At 60.0% G+C, this 25,573-nt stretch carries 22 protein-coding genes and 1 rRNA gene; 4 read left to right on the forward strand and 19 right to left on the reverse strand.

Going from position 1 to position 25,573, the window contains the following annotated elements; all coding sequences use genetic code 11:
• The 9 genes from ACTO3O_RS06055 to gmd all read right to left on the reverse strand — a co-directional run.
• Positions 1-96: ribosomal RNA gene (locus tag ACTO3O_RS06055) — 16S ribosomal RNA — on the reverse strand; the annotation flags it as partial.
• A 448-nt stretch (positions 97-544) separates the two neighbouring features.
• Positions 545-2,029 (reverse strand): proline--tRNA ligase, encoded by a 1,485-nt coding sequence (gene proS / locus ACTO3O_RS06060; protein ID WP_297831371.1) that lies wholly within the window; start codon positions 2,027-2,029, stop codon positions 545-547.
• A gap of 94 nt (positions 2,030-2,123) precedes the next feature.
• On the reverse strand, positions 2,124-2,792 hold the full coding sequence (locus ACTO3O_RS06065) for a 6-bladed beta-propeller (RefSeq protein WP_297831375.1): 669 nt from the start codon (positions 2,790-2,792) through the stop codon (positions 2,124-2,126).
• A complete protein-coding gene (locus tag ACTO3O_RS06070; protein WP_297831378.1) occupies positions 2,713-3,186 on the reverse strand; it encodes a DUF4934 domain-containing protein in 474 nt (157 codons plus the stop codon). The genes ACTO3O_RS06065 and ACTO3O_RS06070 overlap by 80 nt, the downstream gene beginning before the upstream one ends.
• A 79-nt stretch (positions 3,187-3,265) precedes the next feature.
• Positions 3,266-3,523 (reverse strand): NVEALA domain-containing protein, encoded by a 258-nt coding sequence (locus ACTO3O_RS06075; protein WP_297625209.1) that lies wholly within the window; start codon positions 3,521-3,523, stop codon positions 3,266-3,268.
• A 215-nt stretch (positions 3,524-3,738) separates the two neighbouring features.
• Positions 3,739-5,310 (reverse strand): OmpP1/FadL family transporter, encoded by a 1,572-nt coding sequence (locus ACTO3O_RS06080; protein ID WP_297831383.1) that lies wholly within the window; start codon positions 5,308-5,310, stop codon positions 3,739-3,741.
• A gap of 63 nt (positions 5,311-5,373) precedes the next feature.
• The gene (locus ACTO3O_RS06085) at positions 5,374-6,690 is read right to left on the reverse strand and encodes a hypothetical protein (RefSeq protein ID WP_297831386.1); all 1,317 of its coding nucleotides are present in this window, start codon (positions 6,688-6,690) and stop codon (positions 5,374-5,376) included.
• A 194-nt stretch (positions 6,691-6,884) separates the two neighbouring features.
• On the reverse strand, positions 6,885-8,105 hold the full coding sequence (locus ACTO3O_RS06090) for a C1 family peptidase (protein ID WP_297831389.1): 1,221 nt from the start codon (positions 8,103-8,105) through the stop codon (positions 6,885-6,887).
• 24 nt (positions 8,106-8,129) lie between these two features.
• Complete coding sequence (gene gmd, locus ACTO3O_RS06095; RefSeq protein WP_297831392.1) at positions 8,130-9,281, reverse strand: GDP-mannose 4,6-dehydratase; 1,152 nt, start codon at positions 9,279-9,281, stop codon at positions 8,130-8,132.
• A 228-nt stretch (positions 9,282-9,509) separates the two neighbouring features.
• Between gmd and ACTO3O_RS06100 the strand changes: the two genes are divergently transcribed.
• Entirely contained in the window at positions 9,510-10,508 is a 999-nt protein-coding gene (locus ACTO3O_RS06100) for an aspartate-semialdehyde dehydrogenase (RefSeq protein WP_297831396.1), read from the forward strand.
• A 572-nt stretch (positions 10,509-11,080) separates the two neighbouring features.
• On the opposite strand, the gene ACTO3O_RS06105 is transcribed toward ACTO3O_RS06100, so the two are convergent.
• The 6 genes from ACTO3O_RS06105 to ACTO3O_RS06130 form a co-directional block, all read right to left on the reverse strand.
• Positions 11,081-11,263 carry a hypothetical protein gene (locus ACTO3O_RS06105; RefSeq protein WP_298081107.1) on the reverse strand — a complete coding sequence of 61 codons (183 nt, stop codon included), beginning with the start codon at positions 11,261-11,263 and terminating at the stop codon, positions 11,081-11,083.
• A gap of 949 nt (positions 11,264-12,212) precedes the next feature.
• Entirely contained in the window at positions 12,213-13,280 is a 1,068-nt protein-coding gene (locus tag ACTO3O_RS06110) for a peroxiredoxin family protein (protein ID WP_297832183.1), read from the reverse strand.
• Positions 13,281-13,341: 61 nt separating this feature from the next.
• Positions 13,342-13,701: a DMT family protein gene (locus tag ACTO3O_RS06115; RefSeq protein ID WP_294594903.1), complete on the reverse strand. Its 360-nt coding sequence runs from the start codon at positions 13,699-13,701 to the stop codon at positions 13,342-13,344.
• 940 nt (positions 13,702-14,641) lie between these two features.
• Positions 14,642-14,788 (reverse strand): hypothetical protein, encoded by a 147-nt coding sequence (locus tag ACTO3O_RS06120; protein WP_298081110.1) that lies wholly within the window; start codon positions 14,786-14,788, stop codon positions 14,642-14,644.
• A gap of 118 nt (positions 14,789-14,906) precedes the next feature.
• A complete protein-coding gene (locus ACTO3O_RS06125) occupies positions 14,907-15,104 on the reverse strand; it encodes a hypothetical protein (RefSeq protein ID WP_297832180.1) in 198 nt (65 codons plus the stop codon).
• A gap of 18 nt (positions 15,105-15,122) precedes the next feature.
• Entirely contained in the window at positions 15,123-16,301 is a 1,179-nt protein-coding gene (locus ACTO3O_RS06130; protein WP_297832177.1) for a DNA polymerase III subunit, read from the reverse strand.
• A 109-nt stretch (positions 16,302-16,410) separates the two neighbouring features.
• On the opposite strand from ACTO3O_RS06130, the gene asnS reads away from it, so the two are divergent.
• Positions 16,411-17,778 (forward strand): asparagine--tRNA ligase, encoded by a 1,368-nt coding sequence (gene asnS, locus ACTO3O_RS06135; protein WP_294594597.1) that lies wholly within the window; start codon positions 16,411-16,413, stop codon positions 17,776-17,778.
• Positions 17,779-17,862: 84 nt separating this feature from the next.
• Here asnS and ACTO3O_RS06140 read toward each other — a convergent pair whose 3' ends face one another.
• From ACTO3O_RS06140 to cysS, 3 genes are all read right to left on the reverse strand, one after another.
• A complete protein-coding gene (locus ACTO3O_RS06140) occupies positions 17,863-18,918 on the reverse strand; it encodes a branched-chain amino acid aminotransferase (RefSeq protein WP_297832173.1) in 1,056 nt (351 codons plus the stop codon).
• Positions 18,919-19,730: 812 nt separating this feature from the next.
• Positions 19,731-19,886: a hypothetical protein gene (locus tag ACTO3O_RS06145; RefSeq protein ID WP_482596576.1), complete on the reverse strand. Its 156-nt coding sequence runs from the start codon at positions 19,884-19,886 to the stop codon at positions 19,731-19,733.
• The gene (gene cysS, locus ACTO3O_RS06150) at positions 19,883-21,379 is read right to left on the reverse strand and encodes a cysteine--tRNA ligase (protein ID WP_298081165.1); all 1,497 of its coding nucleotides are present in this window, start codon (positions 21,377-21,379) and stop codon (positions 19,883-19,885) included. Before cysS ends, ACTO3O_RS06145 begins: the two co-directional genes overlap by 4 nt.
• A 70-nt stretch (positions 21,380-21,449) precedes the next feature.
• Here cysS and ACTO3O_RS06155 point away from each other — a divergent pair, with 70 nt between their 5' ends.
• On the forward strand, positions 21,450-23,174 hold the full coding sequence (locus tag ACTO3O_RS06155) for a menaquinone biosynthesis decarboxylase (RefSeq protein ID WP_297832841.1): 1,725 nt from the start codon (positions 21,450-21,452) through the stop codon (positions 23,172-23,174).
• 1,032 nt (positions 23,175-24,206) lie between these two features.
• Here ACTO3O_RS06155 and ACTO3O_RS06160 read toward each other — a convergent pair.
• Positions 24,207-24,353 (reverse strand): hypothetical protein, encoded by a 147-nt coding sequence (locus tag ACTO3O_RS06160; protein ID WP_297830549.1) that lies wholly within the window; start codon positions 24,351-24,353, stop codon positions 24,207-24,209.
• 113 nt (positions 24,354-24,466) lie between these two features.
• Here ACTO3O_RS06160 and hemW point away from each other — a divergent pair, with 113 nt between their 5' ends.
• Positions 24,467-25,567 (forward strand): radical SAM family heme chaperone HemW, encoded by a 1,101-nt coding sequence (gene hemW, locus ACTO3O_RS06165; protein WP_297830551.1) that lies wholly within the window; start codon positions 24,467-24,469, stop codon positions 25,565-25,567.
• Positions 25,568-25,573: the final 6 nt, after the last annotated feature.

Raw genomic sequence — 25,573 nt, forward strand, 5'->3', positions numbered from 1 at the left:
CATAGATTGCAAGCAATCTATATGCTGCCCCTCGACTTGCATGTGTTAGGCCTGCCGCTAGCGTTTATCCTGAGCCAGGATCAAACTCTCCATTGTAAAAAAAACAATTTTTCGAGTGTCCCGACCGATTTCTTCTCGTTCCGGTTCGCCTCGCGGCGCCGGAATCAGGAATTGACAAATTGTACTACACTACAAATTATCATTAAACTTTTCACAGTAATTCAAAGAACTGAAACCCGAAGGTTCATATTTCTTTTTCAAAGTCCCGTTTTCGCCGTTCGGGCGAAAAGGGATTACAAAGGTATGTCAAATTTTTCAATCGACCAAAACTTTTTTTTCACACTCCCTACGCTCGCACCCGCCGGCGCCCCTGTTTTTCTCGATTGCGGATGCAAAGGTATGTGCTTTTTTGTATTCCGCAAAATATTTTGTGAAATATTTTTGCGTTTTTCTTGGAGCACTGCTCTACTCTGCTGTTTGTCAAATAAATGCGGCCGGAAAAATTTTTCCGGCCGCGAGGGGTTTCTCTATTCTATAAGGGAAATTAGTAGGCTTTGGCGAACAGGACGCGCCGGTGGGAGGGTTTGCCGCTGACGATACAAGTCCCCTCTTCCGCTGGTGCGTCGACGGGGATGCAGCGGATGGTGGCTTTGGTCTCGGCTTTGATCTGCTCTTCGGTTTCGGGGGTGCCGTCCCAGTGGGCGAGGAGGAAGCCGCCTTTCTCTTCGAGTACGCGTTTGAATTCGTCGTAGGTGTCCACTTTGGTAATCATGGAATCGCGGAATTTCAGGGCTTTGTCGTAGATCCCTTGCTGAATGTCTGCGAGGAGTTTTTCGATGCGGTCGGCGATGCCTGCTGCGGGGACGCTCTCTTTGGTGAGGGTGTCGCGCCGGGCGAGTTCCACCGTCCCATTCGCCAGGTCGCGCGGGCCGATGGCGAGGCGCACGGGGACGCCTTTGAGTTCGTATTCGGCGAATTTGAAGCCGCTCCGCACGTTGTCGCGGTCGTCGATCTTGACGCTGATGCCTTTGGATTTCAGCTCGGCGGCGATTTGTTCCATTTTGTCGACGATGGCGCGCAGTTCGTCGGGTCCTTTATATATAGGTACCATGACGACTTGGATGGGGGCGAGTTTGGGGGGGAGTACGAGGCCGTTGTTGTCGGAGTGGGCCATGATGAGGGCGCCCATCAGGCGGGTGGAGACGCCCCAGGAGGTGGCCCAGACGTAGTCCATTTTGCCTTCTTTGTTGACGAATTGGACGTCGAAGGCTTTGGCGAAGTTCTGGCCGAGGAAGTGGGAGGTGCCGCTCTGGAGGGCTTTCCCGTCTTGCATGAGGGCTTCGATGGTGAGGGTGTCGTCGGCGCCGGCGAAGCGTTCGCTGTCGCTCTTGTGGCCTACGATGACGGGAAGGGCGAGCCATTGTTCGGCGAAGTCGCGGTAGACGCCGATCATTTTCCGGGCTTCGGCGATGGCTTCTTCTTTGGTGGCGTGGGCGGTGTGGCCTTCCTGCCAGAGGAATTCGGCGGTGCGGAGGAAGAGGCGGGTGCGCATCTCCCAACGGACGACGTTGGCCCACTGGTTGCAGAGGATGGGGAGGTCGCGGTAGGATTGGATCCAGTTCTTATAGGTGTTCCAGATGATGGTCTCGGAGGTGGGACGCACGATGAGTTCTTCTTCGAGTTTGGCGTCGGGGTCGACGATAACGCCTTTCCCGTCGGGGTCGTTCTTGAGCCGGTAGTGGGTCACGACGGCGCACTCTTTGGCGAATCCTTCGACGTGGTGGGCTTCTTTGGAGAAGAAGGATTTGGGGATGAAGAGGGGGAAGTAGGCGTTGACGTGGCCGGTGGCTTTGAACATGTCGTCGAGGGCGCGCTGCATCTTCTCCCAGATGGCGTAGCCGTAGGGTTTGATGACCATGCAGCCGCGGACGGCGGAGTTCTCGGCGAGGCCGGCTTTGACGACTAATTCGTTATACCATTTGCTGTAGTCCTCCTGGCGCGAGGTGAGGTCTTTGAGCTCTTTTGCCATATCTCTGTTGTTTCGTGCTTGATGGGGCAAAGATAAACAAAAATCCGCCGCTGTGCGCTATCGCAAAGCGGCGGAGGTGGGGCGGGAGGGAGGGCTATTCGATGGTATAGAAGATCAGTACGGCGTTGTCGTTTTCGTCGACTTGTACGCTATCGCGCCAGGGGGCGTACTGCGGGTCTTCCAGAAAACGGGCGGCCTCCACCGAGGCGACGAAGCCGTGTTCGGTGGCGCAGGCGATCGGCTTCACGGCGATCGTCCCTTCGGCTGCGGCAATGCGCTGGGCGCCGGTCTCCGGATCGTAGTACCACGTGTATTCCTTACCGCTCAGCGAGAAGGTCATGCCCCACCAACGGTTGCTCGGGTTGAAGTTCGGGAAAGAAACTTTATAATCGGCGGCCATTTGTTCGTCCGGATCAACGTCGTCCCAATCTCCCAGAGTACTGATATATTCCGCCGTTACAGTATGCGGCCCGAAATCGAGGTGGATGCGTTTTACGTCTGAGGAGTCGGGGCCGACTGTATAAATGTCCGAGGCGAAATCCGGAAAATAATAGAGTTGTCCGTTGGCTTCGGTAAACGGGAAAAGGGAGCTGATGGTAAATGTAGTTATCGGCAGGATGGGGGCAATGGTCTCATACCGAATTTTCCCGTCGCGGTCGGTAACGACCAGTGTCCCGGCTTCGTTATACGTAGACTGGGAGGCTATATAGTCTTCCATGACCGCTATGGCGTCTTCCTGAAAACCTACGTCGATACTTCTCAAATATTGACCGGAAAAAGAGTAGACCAGAATTTTTTTCGCTTCGACCAGCCACTACGTATAGTTCGTCTTTGTAAGGCCAGAAATGAGAGATGGTGATATATTCCTGCGGCCCGTGGCCCACGCGGTCTACTTTCGAGAGGTATTTTCCGTTCGCGTCGAAGACCAGAATCTGTTGCATGTCCTGTACGAAGATGCGGGTGTCGGTCGTCCTCACCCGGAAGAACCGACCGTAAAGCGATTCGGAGTTCGTTTCGAGCGGGACGACTTTCTCGATCTTCCGGGTGGGCTCGGGGGCGTCGAAGTCGATGGTGATCTGTTCCGAGGCGGTCTGCTGCGGCTTGCTGCCGCAGGCGAAGAGAATCAATCCGAACAGGCTGAAGAAAAAAGGTTTCATCTTTATTTTTGTCAATTTTGGAACAAAAAGATTCCCCTACAAATGTAAGGGAATCTTTTACAATATCGATTTTTATCTTTTAAAAAGTACAGAAATCCGCACCACCTGGATTGCAGGTTTTAGACCCATATTGATCAATGATTTTCACAATCCACCGTGCTGCTCCACCGATATTTTCACCGTCTTCGATGGACAAAGCCATCGCTTCCAGATTGGCGAGGGTCAAATCCGACATTTCCGGTTGCTGGGTTTGTGCTTTCAGGTAGGTCATCACGGCTCCGCCGCAAATCAGGGCTGCGCCGCCGGCGGCCAGCAGAATTTTGGTCATTTTCTTCATGACTTCAAAAATTAAAGGTAAATAAAAAGCGTGTCTTTCCGAAGGTTTTCAGAGAAATCACACTTCAAATACAATTCAAAAGAATCGAAATCGGCAATATTTATTTCTAAAATAATTCGAAAATAATAGTTCCGCCGGCGGCAATAAAAAGGGGGACTCGCGGTGAGTCCCCCGTGGAAAATGTGCAGCGTGCAAGCCTCTTAAATCCCCGACCCTCAGAACCGGAACGCCATCGTCAGAATCACATTGTGATACCGCTCCTTCGTGTAGATCGTCCCCTCCGTAGCCACCCGATAGCCGTCTTCCGACGTGTAGTCGAACGGTTTGTACGGCATCCCGTTCGCCTTGCCGTAGACGTAAGCCAGATCGACGCTCACCGACCGGTTCCGGAAACCGATCCCGCCCGAAATCTGCTGATACTCGCCGAACGAAGCATAGGCATCGTCCCGATAGACCGACGTGCTGTAGCCGTACCCCGCCCGCAGGAAGAGCGACCGCGCCGGCTGGAACTCCACCCCCGCCCGGATCACATCCGTCGGCCCGTAGGTCTCCCCGATCCCCGTGTTGATGTCCCGATAGTCATCCGACGTGTACTTCATGTGCTGATACCACGTCCGTTCGTAATCCACACTCACGATCCCCACCGTCCCGATCGTCGCCGAGACCCCCGCCATCAGCCGCGACGGCGTCCGCATGCGATACTCCTGCCGCTGGATCGGCGTATCGCTGAAACCGTAGTCGTAGCCCCCGATCGAATGGGTGTAATTGACCGTCATGTCCGCCGCATATTCGTCCGTCATGCCGATCCACGTCGGCGAGTGGTAAGCCACCCCGATCCGCAGCCACGGCACCGGCCTCACCGTCGCCCCCACCTTCAGGTTGACCCCCACGCCCGACAGGTCGTAAGCCTGGTTGTAGTAAGTCGAGAGCAGCCCCACGTTATTCGCCGAAGTGATCTCCGAGTAGGTGTCCACGCGGCTGTAGTAGATGTCCTGAATCCCCAGCGTCGCCCCGATGTAGAAGATGTCCTTGAAATTATACCCCCCGCTGATCGTATATTCGTTGATCGCCCCCGCCGTCCGGCGATACCACTCCGGAAAGAGCAGCGTTCCCTCCTGAATCATCCCCCGGGTGGTGTATTGCTGCGGCGGTTGCCCGTCTCCCCCCGTACCCGCCACCGGGTCGAAGAGCCCCGCCTGATAGCCCATGATCGCTCCCCACAAAGCCGGCGGATAGTCGTAGAAAGCTTTGTAGATGTCCTTTTCCGGCGCCCCGATCGTCGAAGCCGGGATGCCGTAGAGCTGTTCGACGAACATGTCGCCGATCGAGAACCCCTCGCCCAGCGCCGTCCGGTCGTCGAAGCTGATCGCCCGGCTTCGACCGTTGAAGTCAGCCAGACGGTTCATCCCGAAACCGATCGCGAAGTTGTTCCCCGCATAGACCATCGAGAAGTTCCCGATATTGGCCTTTACCCGGTTGAGGTGCTTGTCCAGATTCCCGTTCGGCGTTCGGTAGTCGGCCTTCTGTGCCGATATCCGGAGCCCGGGGCTCAATGCCAGCTCGCTTCGGCTGTACATCGCCATCCCCGCCGGGTTGAGGCTCATCGAGGCCCCGTCGGCCCCCAGCGAGGTGAAAGCCCCTCCCATCCCCGCCGTCCGGGCGGTGGCCAGTCCGAAGTTCTGGCGCGAAAAGAGGAGCAGCTCTTCGGGCCCCTGCGCCCGGGCCGCCGATACGGTCGCCAGCGCGCCCGCCGTCAGACAGGCGGAGAGTATGAGATTCCTTTTCATCGTCTTATCATGTCCGTTAGTTGATACGTCAGGTTGTGATGACCGGCGCTCGTTTCGGTCGGGTTACCGTCGCCGGTAGCCTCCTCCTCCGCCCGAGCCGCTTCCGCCGTAGCTGCCGCCCGCCGGTCGCGACGGCGATACCGCCGGCGTCCGGGTCGGTTCGGAGCGTTGCACCGAGCGTTGCGGCCGCTCGGCCGGTGTCGTGTTCGGACGGACTTCGCGCCGGTACGAACGATCCGTATTCACCGGTCTCCGGTAACCGTCGTTGCCGTTCACGCCCGGTCGGGTCGTGCCTTGCGGCGTGTACTGGTTGTTGCTGCCGCCCGGTCGGATCGTCGCCGCCGGAGTGCCCGTCGTTGCCGGCCGCCGTGTACCGCCGCCTTGATTGATCGTTACGCCCGTACCGTTGTCGTTGCGGCGATAGCCGCCCGAGTAGGTCGGCCTGCCCCCCGCTCCGTTCGGCCCGTTACCCGGCCGATAGGTCGGTCTTCCGGCCGGTCGGCCGTCTCCCCAGTAGATCGGTCTCGGTCTGCCCCCGCCGGGCCCGCCCCAAGCGGGCGGCGGATAGTAACCCGGCCCCCAGGCAGGCCCCCATCCCGGGCCCCAACCCCAGGAGGGTCCCCAGCCGGGTCCCCAACTCCATGACGGGCCCCAGCTCCAAGAAGGCCCCCAGCTCCAAGAAGGCCCCCAGTTCCAACTCCAGCTCCAGTAAGGGCCGCCCCACGTGCCGTAATAATAGGAGTTCCACCGCCACGGCCGACTCCACGGCGAATACCAGTAAGCGTTCCACGGATCTGCCCATCCGCTCCCCGCCGAGACGTTCAGCGTGATGTTCACATTGCTCCGGCCGCTGCGGTCGTCGTCCCAGAGCTCCTTGGTGCGCAGCCGCGCAGAGGGGTCGCTCCCGTCGAAGAGGGCGGTGATGTAGGTCGGTTCGACCCACATGTCGTTACCGAACGTGATCACGTTGTAGAGATCCGGATCGTACCGGCCCGAGAGCGTCCGGTGGAAGCCCTCCATCAGCTTCCAATAGTCGTCGTCCATCTCGCGGTAGTTGCGATAGGCCGAAATCCGGCGTTGCAGCGCGTCGTCGAACGACGTGACCAGTTCGTCCCGTTGCGTTCCCTGCGCCGCGGCAGTCGTCGGCGCCGCAGGCTGAGACGGCCGGTTCGGCGTCCACTGGGCCGGCATCTGTTGCGCCTGCCTCCGTTCGGACTCCGCGATCCGGGCCGCCCGGCGGTTCTCGCGGAGCTGCTGTTGCTCCGCCCGGCTCGCCCGCGTCGAACCGCGGTAGAGATCGTCTACGTAGCCTGCGTTCTGCGCCGCGACGCTGCCTGCCGTCCATCCGGCCAGAAGCAGCGGTATGAGGTATTTTTTCATAGCGGTAGTTGCGTTTTACTTCTTTGACGTGCGAAACGGCCCGAAGTTACATCCTCCCGGTCGGTCGGATCGGAAAAGATCCTCCGGCAATCGGCGTGCCAGAATGCGTCGGCCGGAAGACAAAAACGGGAGAGCGCCACACTCCCCCGTTCCGAAATGATCGGCCGCGCCTTTCCCGGCACACGACCGACATACTACAACCGGTCGAACCGTCCGGCGATCTCCTCCGGCACCGCCGCGCGATTGACCATGATGTTCATCGTCTTGTACCGCACGTAAGGTTCCGAAACATAGAAGAATCCCTTGTACTTGCCCGTCTCGCCCCACGAGTTTTTGACCTTATAGAACTTATTGCCCCACTGGTCGTGCGCCGTCCCGACAATAACCATCCCGTGGTCGTCCGTCGTTTCGTAGTTGTCGAACGCCTCCTGACGCATCTCCTGCGTGATGGTCTTTTCCGGCATCGGCCCCGTGATCCGGCGCGACATCTTGGCCAGCTGCTCTTTGGTGAGCCCCGTCCAGTGCGCCATATCCGACCCCGCCACCTGTTCCGGCTTGTCCACCGGCACGATCGCGAAGCCCTCGTTGTAGCGGAACCCCTTTTCGCTCACGTCCGCCGACCAGTTCACCGCATAGCCCTGCGCCAGCGCCGTGTCGATGATCCGGATCAGGTCGTCCACCGGCACATTGGCCGCCGGTTCCCACGCCCAGTTGTCCGGAATTTCGACCGCGAACCGCGTGTAGAACGGATGGTGGGTGAACGAGGTGAACGACACGAAATCGTCCGCCCGAATCCCCATCGCCTCGGCGAACGACTTCGGCGTATACTCCCTGCCCTTATAGACGAATTTCTCGGGGCATTCGCCCAGGTAGGCGTCCAGAATGCCGTTCAGCCCCTCCTGCCACACCGGCGACAACGACCGATTCGGCGCCTTGATCACCGCCGCCATATACCCCGCCAGCACCGCATCCAGCTCACCGTGCCGGTGCACGCTGTCCCTGCTGTACCGCAGTCCGGCGTAAGCCTCCTGCGGCACGATGCCGTGGTTGCGCAGGATGGTCAGCACGTCGTGCGTATTGGCCCCCGCCGAGAAAGCCGACGTCCCGTGCGTGCGGGCGTATTTGATCGCCTTGTCCAGGTAAGTGTGCCGCACGATCCACATCTCCGACAGGTCGAGCGTGTCTTTCCCCTGCCGCAGCGCCTCGCTTTCCAAAAGCCCCGTCCCGGCGAAGCTCCAGCAGGTGCCCGAGCTGCTCTGGTTGTCGATCGGCGTGACCGGCACCACCGTCACGTCCGTGAACACGTAAGCCGTATCGGCCTTTTGCGTCTTCTGTTTCTTCGCTTTCGGAGCGTCCGATGCCGAAACGAAGTTCATCGCCAGCACCGCCGTACAAACGGTAAGAATCGATTTCATGAAAGATGATGTATGAGAGTTTGGTTATTCGAAATAGCTGTTTACGGTGAATCCCCCTGCCCGCAGATAGGCATCGCGTTTGAAGAGCCGGATGTCCGACTCCACCATATCCGCCACCAACGCCGGCAAGTCGTACTTCGGCGTCCAGCCCAGCACCGTGCGCGATTTGGTCGCGTCCCCGATCAAAGCCTCCACCTCCGTCGGCCGGAAGTAGCGCGGGTCTACGCTCGCCACCCGCGAGCCGATCCGCCGTTCGATCGCCGCCAGGTATTCTTCGCCCACCGCTTCGGTAAATTTAGCCGCATCCACTGCCGCGATCGTCCCCACCTCGTCGATCCCCTCGCCCGAGAACTCGACCGTGATCCCCAGTTCGGCGAACGTCATCCGCAGGAACTCCCGGATCGAAGTCGTCACCCCCGTGGCGATCACATAGTCGTCCGGCCTCGGCTGTTGCAGAATCAGCCACATCGCCTCCACGTAGTCCTTGGCGTGCCCCCAGTCGCGAGTCGAGCCGAGGTTGCCCAGATAGGTCTGCTCCTGCATCCCCAGCGCGATGCGCGCCGCCGCCCGCGTGATCTTGCGCGTCACGAACGTCTCGCCCCGCACCGGCGATTCGTGGTTGAAGAGAATCCCGTTCGAGGCGTGCATCCCATAGGCCTCACGGTAGTTGACCGTGATCCAGTAGGCGTAGAGCTTGGCACACGCGTAAGGACTGCGCGGATAGAACGGCGTCTTTTCCGACTGCGGCACCTCCTGCACCAGCCCGTAGAGCTCCGACGTGGAGGCCTGATAAATGCGCGTCTTCTCCGTCAGGCCCAGCAGCCGGATTGCCTCCAGCAGCCTCAGGGTGCCGATCCCGTCGGCGTTGGCCGTGTATTCCGGCGTGTCGAAACTGACCTTGACGTGGCTCATCGCCGCGAGGTTGTAGATCTCGTCGGGCTGCACCTCCTGAATGATCTTCGTGAGGTTCAGCGAGTCGGTCATGTCCCCGTAGTGGAGCACGAACCGCTGTCCGTCCACGTGCGGGTCTTCGTAGAGGTGGTCGATCCGTTCGGTGTTGAACGACGAAGCGCGCCGCTTGATTCCGTGTACGACATATCCTTTCCGGAGCAGGAACTCGGCCAGATAGGCGCCGTCCTGCCCCGTGACTCCCGTGATGAGCGCAGTTTTCGACATAGCGATTGAATGGATGATCGGGCGCGCCTCCGCCACACGCCCGCATGCAAAGATAAGGAACTATTTGCTTCCGGCGCGACGGGAAAATAATCGATTTCGGATAAATATGTTAAGAATTCAACAAACGTCCCTTTTTCGTGCCGACCCGACCCGAAAAAACGTACCTTTGTCGCTCCGTCCGGACTTCGGACGGACTTTCAATCGGAACGAAAACAAAGACACACAGATATGAAAGTAGCAGTATTCGGCGCCACCGGTCTGGTGGGCGGACGCATGTTGGCGGTGCTTGCAGAGCGCAATTTTCCGGTCACGGAGCTGATTCCGATCGCCTCGGAGCGTTCGGCGGGTAAAAAGGTCTCGTTCGGCGGTCGCGAGTGGACGGTCGTGACTCCTCAGACAGGGCTGGAGATGAAGCCCGCGCTGGCGATCTTCTCGGCCGGCGGCCAGGTTTCGCTGGACTGGGCTCCCCGGTTCGCCGAGGCGGGGTGCTATGTGGTGGACAACAGCTCGGCCTGGCGGATGGATCCGACCAAAAAGCTGGTGATTCCCGAGATCAACGCCGACGTCCTGACCCCCGAAGACCGCATTATCGCCAACCCGAACTGTTCGACGATCCAGATGCTGATGGCCCTGGCTCCGATCTACCGGACGTATGGGATTCGCCGGATCGTGGTTTCGACCTATCAGGCGATTACGGGCACGGGGATGCGGGCGGTGACCCAGATGGAGAACGAACGGAACGGAGTGATGGACGGCCCGATGATCTATCCGCACGTGATCGACCGCAACTGCATCCCGCAGTGCGACTCGTTCACCGAAAACGGCTATACGAAGGAAGAGATGAAGCTGGTCAACGAGACCCACAAGATTTTCGGCGACGATTCGATTCTGGTCTCTCCGACAGCGATCCGGGTGCCGGTTGTGGGGGGCCACTCCGAGTCGATCAACGTCGAGACGGTGAAGGACTTTACCATCGAAGAGGTTCGCGCGCTGCTCGAACAGACCCCGGGGCTTGCGGTGGTGGACTGTCCCGAGCGGTCGGAGTACCCGATGGCGGTGACGGCCCAGCACCACGACGAAGTGTTCGTGGGACGCCTGCGTCGGGACATCTCGAACCCTCGGGCGATGAACATGTGGGTCGTGGCGGACAACCTTCGGAAAGGTGCTGCGACGAACGCGGTTCAGATCGCGCAGTATCTGTTGGCGAAAGGTTTTATTAAGGCGTAACGGTTTTTGGGCCTTTTTCAGACTATGCCGCCACCGCGCTCTGTCGCGGCGGCGGCTTTTGTTTATAGGCGGCTGTAACGATGTTTTGGGGGATTCTGTGGGTAGACGGAGACTAGGGTAGAGTCTGCTACGGTTTTGCGCGTGCGGTTAGACCCGGCCATAGCATCCCGTAGGGATGCGCTCTAAAGTTTTTTTGGTTCTTTTTGTTCACAACCGACGCTGCCAGCGAGAGCAATGCAAACATAGTTTGCAAATTGCCGAGCGGCGAGGAGGAACCGAGTAGCGTACCGAGGGCAGAGACCGCTTGCGGGCTTTGCCGAGGTAGCACGAGGAAGCCGAAGGCAACGCGAAGCCAAAAGGAACAGTTCGAGGCGGTTCAAAGCCTATCCGCGCGCGACTGCTGGAAAAGGAAATCATTCAAACGCGTGATGCGCGTTTGAATAAGATTTCCGCCAGCGCGCGGACAAAGAACGGGGGTAGATGCGGCCATTAAATCATCCGAAGGGTGCGCCCGCCGGGCGGCCTTTATTACTTAAAAATAACCGCGCGCCCCGCCTAAAGAAGCGATTTAACTATTTCGGCGATGAGCCGAAATAGTTAAATCGCGCAAGGCGTGCATCGAAGAACTGGGCCGAACAGGTTAAGCGATCGCAGTATCGCTCCGTCCCGCCGGGGTCATCCGGACGCTGCCCGCGCAGGGCAGTTTCAGGCGGGACAAAGTTCTCCCGCGCGCGACCGCTGAAGTAGGAAATCATTCAAACGCGTGTTTCGCGTTTGAATAAGATTTCCGCCAGCGCGCGGACAGAGAACTGCGCAAAAATTCCGTCGCCCGCCCGCCTAAAAGGGGATTTCACTCGTTTTGCGGTGAGCAAAATCGAGATGAAATCCCAGCGGGCGACGGCAAACGCGGCGGAGCGAAAGCGGAGCCGCAGTGAGGCGGATACGGGGCGGAGAATTGGGCAGTGCTTTGGCCCGTGTCTGTTTTTCGCGCCGCGTTGGGCTGAACATGGGGGGAGCTTTGGGCGATGGATTGGGTGCTGTTGCCGGAATTTGGGCCGAGCTTTTGCGACCCGTAGGGTCGCTCGTACCGAAGCCTCCCGCAGCGGAGGCCTGCAACTGGCGTTGCTTTTAGGCCTGCAGGCTTCGACCCGCTTAAACCGAGAGCGAATAGCGCGATTCCGTGAGGAATCGCCGTCCTCGGCGAGAGCGACGCATTAGCGGCGCGAGGAGGGCGTGCCGAGGACGAACCTCGCAGAATGGGACGGCGAACAAGGCACTGCTTCTGCGACCCTAAAGGGTCGCGCGGGCCGAAGCCTCCCATCGGGAGGCCCGCAATACGTCGCTTCGCGTCGAAAATTGCGGTTACCCCGGGCGTCCGACCCGCTGTCAAGTCCGAATAGGGTAGCTCCAGCCCTTTGCCCACCGTGGGCCTGCCCCGTTTATTCCGAGAGGCAACGTAACGGAAAACCGTAGGCACGGCAGTCTGCGAAACAGGGTTGAACAGCATTGACGGCGAAGCGCAGATAGACGCTGGCGATGCCGTTTGCTGAAGCTGATCGAACAGAGCCCTCGTTGCCAATGCTCCATGCCGAAGCAGTGGTGGTAGTGCGGTAGCCCGGGGCGGAGAGAGATCGAAAAACGAAGCCGGGAGGAATCCATAGGATTCCTCCCGGCCGAGCATGCAAAAAAGAGTCGGAAATTCGATTATAACAACTCCTTGACCGCCCCCTCGATCCCCGTCGAAGCCACATTGCGCCGGACGATGTTTCCCTCGCGGTCGATCAGGAAATTCGCCGGGATTTTTTGGACATTATAAAGCTTCACCGCCGGCGAGTCCCCTCCCCGCAAGTCGCATACCGAAATCCACGGCAACCGTTGTTCCGCCACACTCCCGATCCATTGCGCCTTGTTCGCGTCCAGCGACACCTGATAGACCTCGAACCCCTGCGCCGCATATTTCTCGTAGACCTCCGCCAGCTCCCGGTTTAGAATTTTCAATTCCGGCAGGTTCGACGCCGTGAACGAAAGCAAAATCACCTTTCCCGTCAACTCCGACAACTTCCGTCTCTTTCCCAAGACATCCGGCATGTCCAAGTCCGGAAACGAGACCACGTTGTCCCGATTCGCTTCGACCATCCGTCCCGCCGTCGCCACATTGTCGAAACTCTGCACATCCGCCGCCAGCGCCTGCGCATACGGCGACCCCGGATACCGGGCATTCAGCGAGTCGCTTACCATCCGGAAGTAGACCACGTCCGTCGCATCATCCGTGAAGAGGAACGACCCGTCCGTCGCAATTTGGTAAAGCGGCACGATCGCCGCCAGCGAGCCCGTATGTTGCGAAATGAATATCGCCGCCGCCTGTTTGCGCGCGATCGGATCCGTCTCCTGCAAAATGCCGTTGGCCTCCTGCACGAGCGCCGACCCCTCCGATCCCGACACCTCGTACACCGCCCCCGTGCTATCCGCGATCCGCAGGACGACTTTTTCGGCCGCCTCCGTCAGCAACGGAATGCTGCCTCCGCCCGCAATCCGCAACGAGTAGAACTCCGGCGTGCTCGACGTCTGTTCCAGAAAGAGGTTGAATTTTCCATGCCGATCCGTCCGCACCGAATCGACGAACCGTGCCCCTGCCGGAACGATCCGTTCGACGACGATCGTCCGTTTCTTTCCGCCTTCGGCGATTTCGCCTCGGATCGTCACCCCGCTGCCCGAGCAACCGACCAGCAATCCGGCTGCGACAGTCAGCGCAAGTATCTGTTTTCTCGTCATAAGTATGCTCTGTTTTGAGATAAGTCCGACTGCAAATATAAACTTTTCCCTCCGCGCCGCCTCACTTCTTGAACATAAAATAGACGGCCAGCACCAAAAACATCGCACCGAACAGGTGGTTCAGCCTGAGCGCCTCGTTTTTGAAGAAGAGGGTGGTGAAGAGAGCGAAGACGACCAGACTGACGACCTCCTGAATGACACGGAGTTGCAGCAGGCTGAACGGCCCTCCCATTCCCTGGAATCCGATCCGGTTGGCCGGGATCATGAACATGTATTCGACCAGCGCGATGCACCAGCTGATGCAGATGATTCCCCAGAGAGGCAGCCCCTGGAAAAATTTGAATCGGAGTTGTCCGTACCAGGCGAGCGTCATGAAGGAGTTCGAGACGACTAAAAGCAAGACAGCGTATATTCCTTTCATATTCAGGTTGTTTTTCAGCGTAAATCAAAGTTCTCCCGCGTGGGAAAGAGGTGGGGGCCGAGGCTGCCTGCATTGGTTAAGGTCGTCGGCAGCTTTAGGATGCGAAGCATCCGTCTAAAGTTTTTTCGGTTCCTTTTGCGCTGCCAGCGAGAGCAATGCAAACGCAGTTTGCAAATTGCCGAGCGGCGAGGAGGAACCGAGTAGCGTACCGAGAGCAGAGACCGCTTGCGGGATTTGCCGAGGCAGCACGAGGAAGCCGAAGGCAACGCGAAGCCAAAAGGAACAGTTCGAGGCGGGCCAAAGCTCGACCCGCGCGCGACTGCTGGATAAGGAAATCATTCAAACGCGTAGTTCGCGTTTGAATAAGATTTCCGCCAGCGCGCGGACAAAGAACAGGGGTAGAGGCTGCCATTAAACCACCCGAAGGGTGCGCCCGCCCGGCGGACGCGTTTGCGCCACGGCGGGCGGCCTTTATTACTTCAAAGCAACCGCGCGCCCCGCCTAAAAGAGCGATTCAACTATTTCGGCGGTAGCCGAATATGGATGAATCGCGCAGGCGCGCGAAAAAATTGCTCACTCACAAAAACTCCGTCGCCCGCCCGTCTGAAAGGGCATATTCTGCCGGTTGGCACTCGGCCAATCCGGAAGAATTGTCGCGGGCGACGTTTAGGAGTAGACACACCCATCTTTCGAGTGCCGAGCGGCACCGGCAGAGCGACAGCGGAGCCGCAGTGAGGCGGATACGGGGCAGTGCTTTGGGCCGTGGGTTGGGCTGTGCTTCTGCGACTCGCAGAGTCGCGCGGGCCGGACGCCTCCCACCGGGAGGCCCGCAACACGCCGCTTCGCGTTGAGAGTTGCTGTACCTCTCGGGCGTCCGTCCGCACAAAGTTCGGCTATATGGGGCAGCTCCCGCCCATTGCCCACCGCGGGCACGCGGCGTTTATTCCGAGAGGCAACGCAACTGAAAACCGTAGGCACGGTTGAGCGAGCTGCCGGGATAGAGGTATGTCACGTGGAAACTCAAGTGCATGCCATTGGTTCCGCTGACAGTAGAAGCCCAACTGTAACCGGCCTGGCCGACGCTCACCGGTATGCCCGAGGCGTAGCTGCGGAAGCCCGGGGCGCGCTGTTCGGCATTTAAAAGCAGGCCGCCTCGGCCTCCCTTTTGGGGTAGACACAGCCATCAAAACGCCCTGTGGGCGCGTTTATTCCGAGAGGCAACGCAACAGAAAACCGACAGCCCGACCATACAGGCTGGAAGCATTGACCCCCGTTACGTTGAAACTCAGGTTCATGCCATTCGCCTCGCAGACAGCAGCAGACCAGACGTAACCATGGCTACAGACATAGCTCAGCCCGCCCGACGCATGCCCGCGGTAGCCCGGGGCCGTTTCGCCCGACATCCCCCGCCTCCCCGTCGGCTACTTGAGCGCCGCCCTCGCCGTCCCGATGATTTTGCAGATACTCATCGCGAAATGCGTGAAGAGGATACGCGCATTGCCATTCTGGCGGATATGCCCCAACAGCAGTTCGAACTCCCTCACGAACTCCTCGACCGTCGCATGCGAGACATACGGCGCGAAATTTTGACAAAACCGCTCCTGCGCCGGATTCGTATAAGCCAGCCTCTGGAGACCGATCCCCGTCAGGTAACACGCCCGCAGCAACTCCAACCCCGCTATGCAGAACTGCTTTTGCACCTCCCGCCCCAACGGCGCCATCTCCTCCGCCCAGCTGAACAGATCCAGGTACTTCTGCTGGTAACACAGCCGCATCAACCGAATGAACCGCTCCCCATGCTCCGCCGTACCGCCTTCCGCCCCCTCCGTCCCCGTCGCCAGCCGTACCGCCGCCCCCCAGCTCCCCTGCGCCAGATAAGCCGCCTGCTCCGCCCCTTCCGCCGTGATCCCCCGGCGAGCCACCAACTCCCGGGCGATCAGATCGTCCGCCACCCCCGCCAGCGCCACCGTCTGCGTCCTCGACCGGATCGTCGCGATGATCTTCTCCGGCTCCACGCTCACGAACAGGAAGAGCGTCCGTTCCGGCGGCTCCTCCACCAGCTTCAGCAGCGTATTGGCCGCCGTCTCGTGCAGCCGCTCCGGCAGCCAGACGACCACCGTCTTGTATCCCCCCTCGAACGCCTTGAACCCCATCTGTCGCACCAGCTCGTTCGCGTCGCTCTTGTTGATGATCCCCTGCTGATTCTCGATCCCCAGCCGCGCATACCACTCCTGCTCCGTCAGATAGCCCCCCGTCTCCGGAATCATCTGCCGCCAGAGGTGCACGAACTGCTCGCTCCGCGGTTTTTCGTCCGCCCGCCCCGTCGCCACCGCCTCCTTCGACGCATTCACCGGGTAGATATAGTGGCAGTCCGGATGCTCCAACCGCTGCATGCGGTAACACTCCGGACACTCCCCGCACGAATCCTCCTCCGTCCGGTTGCGGCAGTTCACATACTGGGCGTAAGCCAGCGCCAGCGGCAACGCCCCCGTCCCCTCGGCCCCCGTGAAGAGCAGCGCATGGCTGATCCTCCCCTGCCGCACCGTTTCGCGCAGCCGTCGTTTGACCTCTTCCTGACCGATAATATCTTTGAATTGCATATTCCGACTCGCGCCGTCGTTCGAAACCCGCCCGGCGCCTGACGAAGATACGGAAATTTTGCATATCTTCGCCTTTCACACGGAAGTCTAAAATAATACAGTACGAACCATGAGAATAGCAGAGTTGCTCGCCTCCGGCGAGCGGAACGTCGAAGTCGTGGCCAAAGGATGGGTACGCACCAAGCGCGGGAACAAGAACGTCGCCTTCATCGCCCTGAACGACGGCTCGACTATTCATAATATACAGGTCGTGGCCGACACCGCCGCCTTCGACGAAGCCTTGCTCAAAGAGATCACCACCGGCGCTTGTTTGAAAGTGACCGGCACGCTTGTCGACTCGCCCGCCTCGGGCCAGCCCGTCGAGATTCAGGCCCGGCAGATCGAAATCTACGGAACGGCAGATCCCGACAGCTATCCGTTGCAGAAAAAGGGGCACACCCTCGAATTTCTGCGCGAGATCGCCCACCTGCGTCCGCGGACCAATACCTTCGGCGCCGTGTTCCGGATCCGTCACGCCATGGCTTATGCCATCCACAAATATTTCAACGACCGGGGATTCTACTATTGGAACTCGCCCCTGATCACCGCCTCCGATGCCGAAGGGGCGGGCGCAATGTTCCGCGTGACCACGCTGGCGCCGGGCGAGAGCGATTTCAGCGAAGACTTCTTCGGCCGTCCCACCAACCTGACCGTCTCCGGACAGCTCGAAGGAGAGCTGGCCGCGATGGCCCTGGGACAGATCTATACCTTCGGGCCGACCTTCCGGGCCGAGAATTCCAACACCCCTCGGCACCTGGCCGAGTTCTGGATGGTCGAGCCCGAGATGGCCTTCTACGAGATCGAAGACAACATGAATCTGGCCGAAGACTTCATCAAATATCTGGTGAACTATGCGCTGGAGCATTGCGCCGACGACCTCGCCTTCCTCGAAAAGATGTACGACAAGGAGCTGACCGAGCGGCTGCGGTTCGTGACCGCCAACGACTTCGTGCGGCTCACCTACACCGAGGGGGTCCGGATACTGGAAGAGGCACGGGACGCGAAAGGGGTGAAATTCGAGTTCCCGGTCTTCTGGGGGGCCGATTTGGCGGCCGAGCATGAACGCTACCTCGTGGAACAGCATTTCAAACGGCCGGTGATTATGACCGACTATCCGAAAGAGATCAAGGCCTTCTATATGAAGCAGAACGAGGACGGGCGGACAGTTCGTGGGATGGACGTGCTCTTTCCGAAGATCGGCGAGATTATCGGCGGGTCGGAACGCGAGGCCGACTACGGCAAGTTAGTGGCCCGGATGGAAGAGATGGGCGTGCCGACCGACTCGATGCAGTGGTATCTGGACACCCGTCGTTTCGGGAGCGCGCCGCACAGCGGTTTCGGACTGGGTTTCGAGCGTCTGGTACTCTTCGTGACCGGGATGACCAACATCCGGGACGTGATTCCGTTCCCGCGGACGCCGAAGAATGCGGAATTTTAGTTCCCGCTTGTATATGAAGAGGGGGCGGTTCCACTGATGGTGGAGCCGCCCCTTCGCATATACAATCCTTTATGCCGAAATCGCCTATAAATCCAGCACCGTATTCCACCCATGCCGATCCTCCACCTCTCCGTGCTGGATCGCCACCAGTTCGTCGTACAGCTTCTTGCTCCACAGTCCCACCCCCTCGCCAAAGCGATAGGTTTTGCCGTCCGCCGGGTCGAAGATCGTCGAGACCGGCGTAATCACCGCCGCCGTCCCGCAGCAGCCCGCCTCGCTGAACGTATTGAGTTCGTCGAGCTCCACCTGCCGCGCTTCGACCTCCATGCCGAAATCCGCTGCAATTTGCCGCAGACTCTTGTTCGTAATGGAAGGCAGAATCGAGTGCGACGCCGGCGTAATATAATGCGCCCGCCCGCCCTCCTCCGCCGCGTCGACCCGGATTCCGAAGAAGTTCGCCGCCCCGCACTCGTCGATGTAGCGATGCTGTGCCGGATCGAGATACAGCACGCTGTCATATCCCTTTTCGTGTCCTTCGAGCGCCGAAGTAAGGCTCGCACCGTAATTTCCCCCCGCCTTGGTATGTCCCGTTCCGAACGGCGCCGCGCGGTCGTGCGTCCGGTCGATAATCGCGCTGATCCCCTTCATCCCCCCGCTGTAGTACGGCCCCACCGGGCTCACGAACATCAGCAGCAGCGTCTCGCCGGCCGGCTTCACCCCTAACTGCGGCCCCGATCCGACGATCACCGGTCGGATATAGAGCGACCCGCCCGACTCGTAAGGCGGAATATACTCCTTGTTCAAAGTCACGACGCGGGTGACCATTTCGCAGAACAGTTCGACACTCGGCACCCCCATCCGCAGGTATTCCGCGGAGCTCTGCATCCGCCGGGCGTTTTCGTCCATCCGGAACACCCGCACCTTCCCGTCCGGGCAGCGAAACGCCTTCAGCCCTTCGAAAGCGGTTTGCCCGTAGTGGAGCGCCGTTGCGGCCATGTGCATCGTTACAGTCTCTTCGGCGTGTTCTTCGATCTCTCCCCATTGCCCGTCTCGGCAGTAGCATCGCACGTTCACAGGGGTTCGGGTGTATCCGAATTTGAGGTTATTCCAGTCGATTTCTTCCGGTTTCATATATCGCATAATTTTGTTTATCTGTTCTTTGTGCCATCGGCAGCTTGAGGATGCGTCAGCATCCGTCTAAAGTTTTTTTTGTTCCTTTTGTGAACAAAAGGAACAGTCCCCTCAAAACTAAACCGCGCGAACAAAAACAGGGTCGAGACCCTGCGGTTCGCAGAACCGCGCGGGCCGGAGCCACCCCCGGCGTAGGCCTGCAACTTCGCGATGCTCGTTTCCGGCCACGCTGGCTCCGACTCGCCCTCAAGCTCGGCCCCAAGTTCGCCCCAGTTCTCCGCCCCGTGTCCGCCTACTGCGGCTCCGCTTTCGCTCTGCCGGTGCCTCTCGGCACTCAAAAGAGGGGCGGGTCTACGCCTAACCGTCGCCCGCGGCAATTCTCGCCGGATTGGCCGAGTGCCACCCGGCAGAATATGCCCTCTTAGGCGGGCGGGCGCCGGTGTTTGCGCGTTGTTCTTTGTTCGCGCGCCTTGGGAAATCTTGTCAAAACGTGCCAGCACATTTTGACGATTTCCCTCTTAAGGCGTGGCGCGCGGTCGAGCTTTGATCCACCTCAACCAAACGCGCGCCTGCGCGATTCAATCATTTCGGCTCACACCGAAATAGTTGAATCGCTTCTTTAGGCGGGGCGCGCGGCTTTGGCTACAGGAGGGTACTGCGCTCGGGCCGCGCGGGCCCCACGTCCCGTGGACGGGAAATGCTGACGCATTTCAACTGGCAGCCTCTACCCCCGTTCTCTGTTCGCGCGCCTAGGGAAATCTTGTCAAAACGTGCCAGCACATTTTGACGATTTCCCTCTTAAGGCGTGGCGCGCGGTCTGGTCATTGCTCCGGCTGGTACTGTTCTTTTTCTGAAGAAAAAGAACCAAAAAGACTTTCGACGGATGCTAACGCATCCTCAAGCTGCCGACGGCCCTGTTCTTTGGCCGTGTCTGCCGAATGTTTCCCGAGGTTAAAGCCCCGGATTAAATCCATCAATCCAGTTCCCAGTCCGCCCCGTCCTTTCGATCCTTGATTCGTATGCCCAGCGCCGCCAAGCGGTCCCGGATCAAGTCCGACGTCGTCCAATCCTTCGCCGCCTTCGCCTGCTGGCGTACCTCCAATATCATGTCGATCACCCCGCCTAATCGGTCGTTGCCGCCCGCGGCAGGAGCCGCCCCGCCCTCCGCAGAGAGAGAGAGGCCCAGCAGCGTCCCCAGCACCGTGTCGAATGCTGTGTGCAAAGTTTGTAAATCCGCCTCCGTCGCCGTGAGCGTCCCATCATTCAAAGCATTCACATGCCGCACCCAGTCGAACAGTCGGGCGATCGCCACCGGACTGTTCAGGTCGTCGCACAACGCCTCCTCGCATTCGCCCAGTAAAGCGGAAGGAGATGGTATAGTAGAAGCCGCCGCAGGAGCGATGCGTCCCGAAGCCAACAGATTCCACGCCTTCATCAGCCGTTCCAGCCCCTTTTGCGCCCCCTGCAACGCCTCGTCGCTGAAATCCAGCGTCGACCGGTAGTGCGCCTGAAGGATAAAAAACCGGATCACCATCGGCGAATACGGCTGCGACAACAGCGCATGATCCCCCGTGAAGAACTGCTCCAGCGTGATGAAATTCCCTAAGGATTTCCCCATCTTCTGTCCCCCGATCGTCACCATGTTGTTGTGCACCCAATATCTGGCCGACGCATGTCCCAGCGCCGCCGTCGACTGCGCGATCTCGCACTCGTGGTGCGGGAACATCAGATCCATCCCCCCCCCGTGAATATCGAACGTCTCGCCCAGATACTTCGCCCCCATCGCCGAACACTCCATATGCCACCCCGGAAAACCCTCGCTCCACGGACTCGGCCACCGCATGATATGCTCCGGCGCAGCCCGTTTCCACAGCGCGAAATCCGCCGGAAAACGCTTTTCCCCCTCATAGTCCTCCGACCGTCCCCCCGACTGCATGTCGTCCAGATTCCTGCCCGACAGTATCCCGTAATTGTTGCCATCCGCCACATACTTCCGCACATCGAAGTAGACCGACCCGTTGCTCACATACGCATACCCCGCGTCCAGAATCGCCTGCGTCATCGCGATCTGCTCGATGATATGTCCCGACGCGTGCGGCTCGATCGACGGCCGCAGCACCCCCAGCCGATCCATAAACTCGTGGTACCGGTTGGTATAGTACTGCGCCACCTCCATCGGCTCCAGCTGCTCCAGCCGCGCCTTTTTCGCAATCTTGTCCTCCCCCGCGTCCGCATCGTTTTCCAAGTGCCCCACATCCGTGATGTTCCGCACATAGCGCACCTTGTACCCCTCGTACCGCAGCAGGCGGAACAGCAGGTCGAACGTCACCGCCGGCCTCACATGCCCCAGGTGCGGATCGCCGTAGACCGTCGGCCCGCACACGTACATCCCCACAGCCGGTGCATGCAACGGCGCGAACTCCTCCTTGCGCCGGGTCAGGGTATTGTAAAGGTAGATCGGTTTGGCCATACTCGGAAACGGTGTAACGATTGAGACTATTTTACAAAAGTATTAATTTTGAACCACCAATGTATCGACCATGTACAAAAACTTAACGGAATACATCCGCGCCTTGGAGCAGGCCGGCGAACTGATTCGGATTCCCGTCCCCGTCGATCCCGTGCTGGAGATCGCCGAGCTGACCGACCGGCAGGCCAAACAGCCCGGCGGAGGAAAGGCGCTGCTGTTCGAGCATACCGGCACCGGTTTTCCCGTGCTCACCAACCTGATGGGCTCCGAGCGGCGGATTTGCATGGCCCTCGGCGTCGAGCGGCTGGCGGAGGTCGGCGAACGGATCGAATCCCTCTTCTCCGACGCCCTGCGGCCCAAAGCGGGATGGATGGAGAAGCTCCGGATGCTGCCCCTGCTTGGCGAGGTGGCGCAGTGGATGCCGCGTAACGTCTCCCGCAAAGGCGAGTGTCAACAGGTGGTGCTGAAAGGCGAGGCGGCGGATTTGTCGAAACTGCCCGTCTTGAAATGCTGGCCCCACGACGGCGGTCGGTTCGTGACCCTGCCGTTGGTGCACACCGTCGATCCGGAGACCGGCGTGCGGAACGTCGGCATGTACCGGATGCAGGTATTCGACCCCCGGACCACCGGGATGCACTGGCACCGCCACAAGACCGGCGAGCGGCACTATCAGGAATATAGAAAGCGGGGCGAGCGGATGCCCGTGTCGGTCTGCCTCGGGGGCGATCCCGTCTACACCTACTGCGCCACCGCCCCGTTGCCCGACGGGATGGACGAGTACCTGTTGGCCGGATTTCTGCGTCGTCGTCCGGTCGAGCTGGTCGAGTGCCTGACCAACGACCTGCGGGTGCCTGCCGATTGCGACTTCGTGATCGAGGGGTATGTCGACCCGGCCGAGCCGAAGGCAGTCGAGGGCGATTTCGGCGACCATACGGGATTTTACTCCCTGAAAGACCTCTACCCGCAGTTCCATGTCACGTGCATCACCCACCGTCGCGATGCGGTGTGGCCGGCGACGCTGGTGGGTGTGCCGCCGATGGAGGATGCCTGGATTCAGCTGGCTACCGAGCGGATATTTCTTGCGCCGATCCGTTTGGCCGTAGCTCCGGAGGTGGTCGACCTGTGGATGCCTCCGGCGGGGGTGGCTCACAATTTGGCGGTGTGCGTGATCGAAAAGAGTTATGCGGGCCAGGCTTTCAAAGTGGCCCATGCGTTGTGGGGGGCAGGGCAGATGAGTTTCAATAAGTTTCTGGTGATGCTTTCGGCGGAAGATGCGGCAGGCGTTTCGGGCGAGGGGTACCGCGAGGTGATTCGGGAACGGCTTCATCGATTCGATCCGACTCGGGATACGCTTTTTTCGCGAGGGGTGCTCGACGTGCTGGATCACTCGTCGCCGCAACTGGGATTCGGTGGCAAGTTGTGCCTCGATCTGACCCGCAAACTGGAAGAGGAGGGGGGCGAACGGCCTCGGCGGGAGGAGATTCCGGTCGAGGTGGTGTGGGACGATTTTGTCGAGTCGGCGGGGCTGGAGTTCGAAGATTTGGTTTGGTTGGCGGCGGGGAATACCGATCCGGGACGGGATGTTTCGGTGACTTCGGCAGGCGTGTTGAGGCTGGATGCCCGGTTCAAGCCTTCGGAGGTGGAACGGGGCTGGCCGAACGTGGTGACGATGTCGCCGGATGTGATCGAGCGGGTGGACGCGCGTTGGTCGGAGTACGGTTTTAGCGGCGAACCCTTGCCATCTCCATCGCGCCGTTATCAGTCGTTGGTTCGTTCGGGCTCAGCGAAGCTTTGAGCGGCGCGAACGAAGAACGGTGGTAGAGGCTGCCAGTTGAAATGCGTCAGCATTTCCCGTCCACGGGACGTGGGGCCTGCGCGGCCTGAGCGCAGTACCCTCCTGTAGGACAGACGCGCGCCACGCCTAAAGAAGCGATTCAACTGTTTCGGTGGTGAGCCGAAACAGAATGAATCGCGTAAGGCGCGCGAATAAAGAACTGTACGCGAAATCCGTCGCCCGCCCGCTTAAGAGGGCATATTCTGCCGGTTGGCACTTGGCCAATCCGGCAAGAATTGCCGCGGGCGACGTTTGGGAGTAGACCCGGCCATCTTTCAAGTGCTGAGCGAAAGCGGAGCCGCAGTGAGGCTGACACGGGGCGAAGAATTGGGTCGAGCTTGGGGCTGTGTCTGTTCTTCGGGCTCGAAAACCGGTTGCGGTTTTCGAGTCGCGCCGACCGAGCATGGGGCTGGAATTTGGGCGGTGAGTTGGGTCTTGCTTTTGGCCGGGCATTTAGCCGAGCTTCTGCGGCTCATTGAGCCGCGCAGTTCGCCGCCACCCCGCGCGGTGGGCTGCAACTCGACGAGGCTCGTTGCAGTCACCGCTGGCGGCGACCCGCTTAAACCAAGAGCGAGTAGCGCGATTCAGAGAATCGCCGTCCTCGGCAAGAGCGACGCTTTAGCGGCGCGAGGGGGGCGCGCCGAGGACGAATCTCGCAGAATGGGGTGCCGAATGAGGCTTCGGCCCACCCGGGGAGCGCGCAGCCCGAACCTGACAGTCATGGACGGTGAATGGGGCGAACTGTTACCCAAACTTTTGCGACCCTTTAGGGTCGCGCGGGCCGGACGCCTCCTCTCGGGAGGCCCGCAACCCGCCGCTTGCGCGTCGAGAGTTGTCGTTCCTCCCGGGTGTCCGACCCGCTTCGGTTGACCGTGAATAAGGTATTGCCAAACGGGTCGAAGCCTGCGGGGCCCCAGCAACGTTAGTTGCGGGCCTCCGCAGGGGGAGGCTTCGGCCCGGGCGGTTCTTCGAACCGCAAGCATTTGCCCCCGTTTATTCCGAGAGGCAACGCAACGGAAGACCGTAGGCGCGACCGTGCGCGTGGCAGGAACCTAGACCCTGCGTGCCGAACCACAAGAATCGACCGTAGATACTGCTCACCGAAGCCGACCAGCAATAGCCGTGGCTGCCGACATCCACCAGTCCGCCATTGTCCCTCTCGCGGAAGCCCGGGGCGCGCCGCCCGGCACTCGAAAACCGACTGCTTCCGTCACAAAGAATCCGCCACAACGAACACCCCCAAGAGAGATTACATGTCCGGAATTTACATACACATCCCGTTTTGTCGTCAGCTCTGCCACTACTGCGACTTCCACCACAGCGCCTCCCTCGCTCGGAAAGGAGAGATGATCGAAGCCATCCGTCGCGAACTGGCCCGTCGCCGCGACGAAGTCGCCCCCCAGAGCGTCGAGACCCTCTATTTCGGCGGCGGCACCCCCTCCGTTTGCACCCCCGGCGAGATCGCCCCGCTCGTCGCTCAGGTGCAGGAGCAGTGGGCCGTCGACCGGTTCGAAGAGGTGACCCTCGAAGCCAACCCCGACGACCTGACCCCCGGTTACCTTTCCGCCCTGCGCGACATCGGCATCGACCGCCTGAGCATCGGCGTGCAGTCGTTCCACGACCGACACCTCGAACGGATGAACCGCCGCCATACCGCCCGTGCCGCCGTCGAGGCCGTCGAAGCCGCCCATGCCGCCGGTTTCGAAAACCTGACGATCGACCTGATTTACGGCCTGCCCGGTATGACCCTGCGCGAGTGGCAGGAAAACCTGGCACAGGCCGTCGCCCTGCCTGTGCAGCACATTTCGGCCTACCACCTCACCGTCGAGCCCCGCACCGTTTTCGGCAAACAGGGGCTCGCACCCGTCGAAGAGACCGTTTCCGAACAACACTTCTCCCTCCTGCGCGAACGGTTGCAGTCCGCCGGTTTCGAACACTACGAAGTGTCGAACTTCGCCCGTTCCGGCTATCGGGCCCGCCACAACAGCGCCTATTGGCTCGGCGCGCCCTATCTGGGCGTCGGCCCCTCCGCCCACTCCTACGACGGCTCTCGGCGGCGGAGCTGGAACGTAGCCAGTAATCCGCTCTATCTGTCCGGGACTCCGCCCGAAGAGGAGCTCCTGACCGACACCGACCTTCAGAACGAATACCTGATGACCCGTCTGCGTACCGCCGCCGGCCTTTCCACCGCCGAGTTTTCGGCCCGTTTCGGCGAAACGGAGACCCGCCGCCTCGAAACGCAATGTGCGGTTTTCGAAGCGGCGGGCGATCTGTTCCGTACCCCGGCCGGCTGGGCCATCCCTCCGGCGCGGTGGTTGATTTCGGACTATGTGATTTCGCGTCTTTTCCGTTGACGTGTG

This window comes from Rikenella sp. (assembly GCF_056799795.1).

Excerpts from the sequence above, each read along its gene's own strand:
- hemW (WP_297830551.1), top strand. The coding sequence starts at position 24,467 with ATGTCCGGAATTTACATACACATCCCGTTTTGTCGTCAGCTCTGCCAC.
- ACTO3O_RS06075 (WP_297625209.1), bottom strand. The coding sequence starts at position 3,523 with ATGAAGAAAATGACCAAAATTCTGCTGGCCGCCGGCGGCGCAGCCCTG.
- ACTO3O_RS06140 (WP_297832173.1), bottom strand. The coding sequence starts at position 18,918 with ATGCGATATATGAAACCGGAAGAAATCGACTGGAATAACCTCAAATTC.
- ACTO3O_RS06130 (WP_297832177.1), bottom strand. The coding sequence starts at position 16,301 with ATGCAATTCAAAGATATTATCGGTCAGGAAGAGGTCAAACGACGGCTG.
- ACTO3O_RS06125 (WP_297832180.1), bottom strand. The coding sequence starts at position 15,104 with ATGTCGGGCGAAACGGCCCCGGGCTACCGCGGGCATGCGTCGGGCGGG.
- asnS (WP_294594597.1), top strand. The coding sequence starts at position 16,411 with ATGAGAATAGCAGAGTTGCTCGCCTCCGGCGAGCGGAACGTCGAAGTC.
- ACTO3O_RS06080 (WP_297831383.1), bottom strand. The coding sequence starts at position 5,310 with ATGAAAAGGAATCTCATACTCTCCGCCTGTCTGACGGCGGGCGCGCTG.
- ACTO3O_RS06155 (WP_297832841.1), top strand. The coding sequence starts at position 21,450 with ATGTACAAAAACTTAACGGAATACATCCGCGCCTTGGAGCAGGCCGGC.
- ACTO3O_RS06090 (WP_297831389.1), bottom strand. The coding sequence starts at position 8,105 with ATGAAATCGATTCTTACCGTTTGTACGGCGGTGCTGGCGATGAACTTC.
- ACTO3O_RS06100 (WP_297831396.1), top strand. The coding sequence starts at position 9,510 with ATGAAAGTAGCAGTATTCGGCGCCACCGGTCTGGTGGGCGGACGCATG.
- ACTO3O_RS06070 (WP_297831378.1), bottom strand. The coding sequence starts at position 3,186 with ATGAAACCTTTTTTCTTCAGCCTGTTCGGATTGATTCTCTTCGCCTGC.
- ACTO3O_RS06110 (WP_297832183.1), bottom strand. The coding sequence starts at position 13,280 with ATGACGAGAAAACAGATACTTGCGCTGACTGTCGCAGCCGGATTGCTG.
- ACTO3O_RS06115 (WP_294594903.1), bottom strand. The coding sequence starts at position 13,701 with ATGAAAGGAATATACGCTGTCTTGCTTTTAGTCGTCTCGAACTCCTTC.
- ACTO3O_RS06105 (WP_298081107.1), bottom strand. The coding sequence starts at position 11,263 with ATGATTTCCTACTTCAGCGGTCGCGCGCGGGAGAACTTTGTCCCGCCT.
- proS (WP_297831371.1), bottom strand. The coding sequence starts at position 2,029 with ATGGCAAAAGAGCTCAAAGACCTCACCTCGCGCCAGGAGGACTACAGC.
- gmd (WP_297831392.1), bottom strand. The coding sequence starts at position 9,281 with ATGTCGAAAACTGCGCTCATCACGGGAGTCACGGGGCAGGACGGCGCC.
- cysS (WP_298081165.1), bottom strand. The coding sequence starts at position 21,379 with ATGGCCAAACCGATCTACCTTTACAATACCCTGACCCGGCGCAAGGAG.
- ACTO3O_RS06085 (WP_297831386.1), bottom strand. The coding sequence starts at position 6,690 with ATGAAAAAATACCTCATACCGCTGCTTCTGGCCGGATGGACGGCAGGC.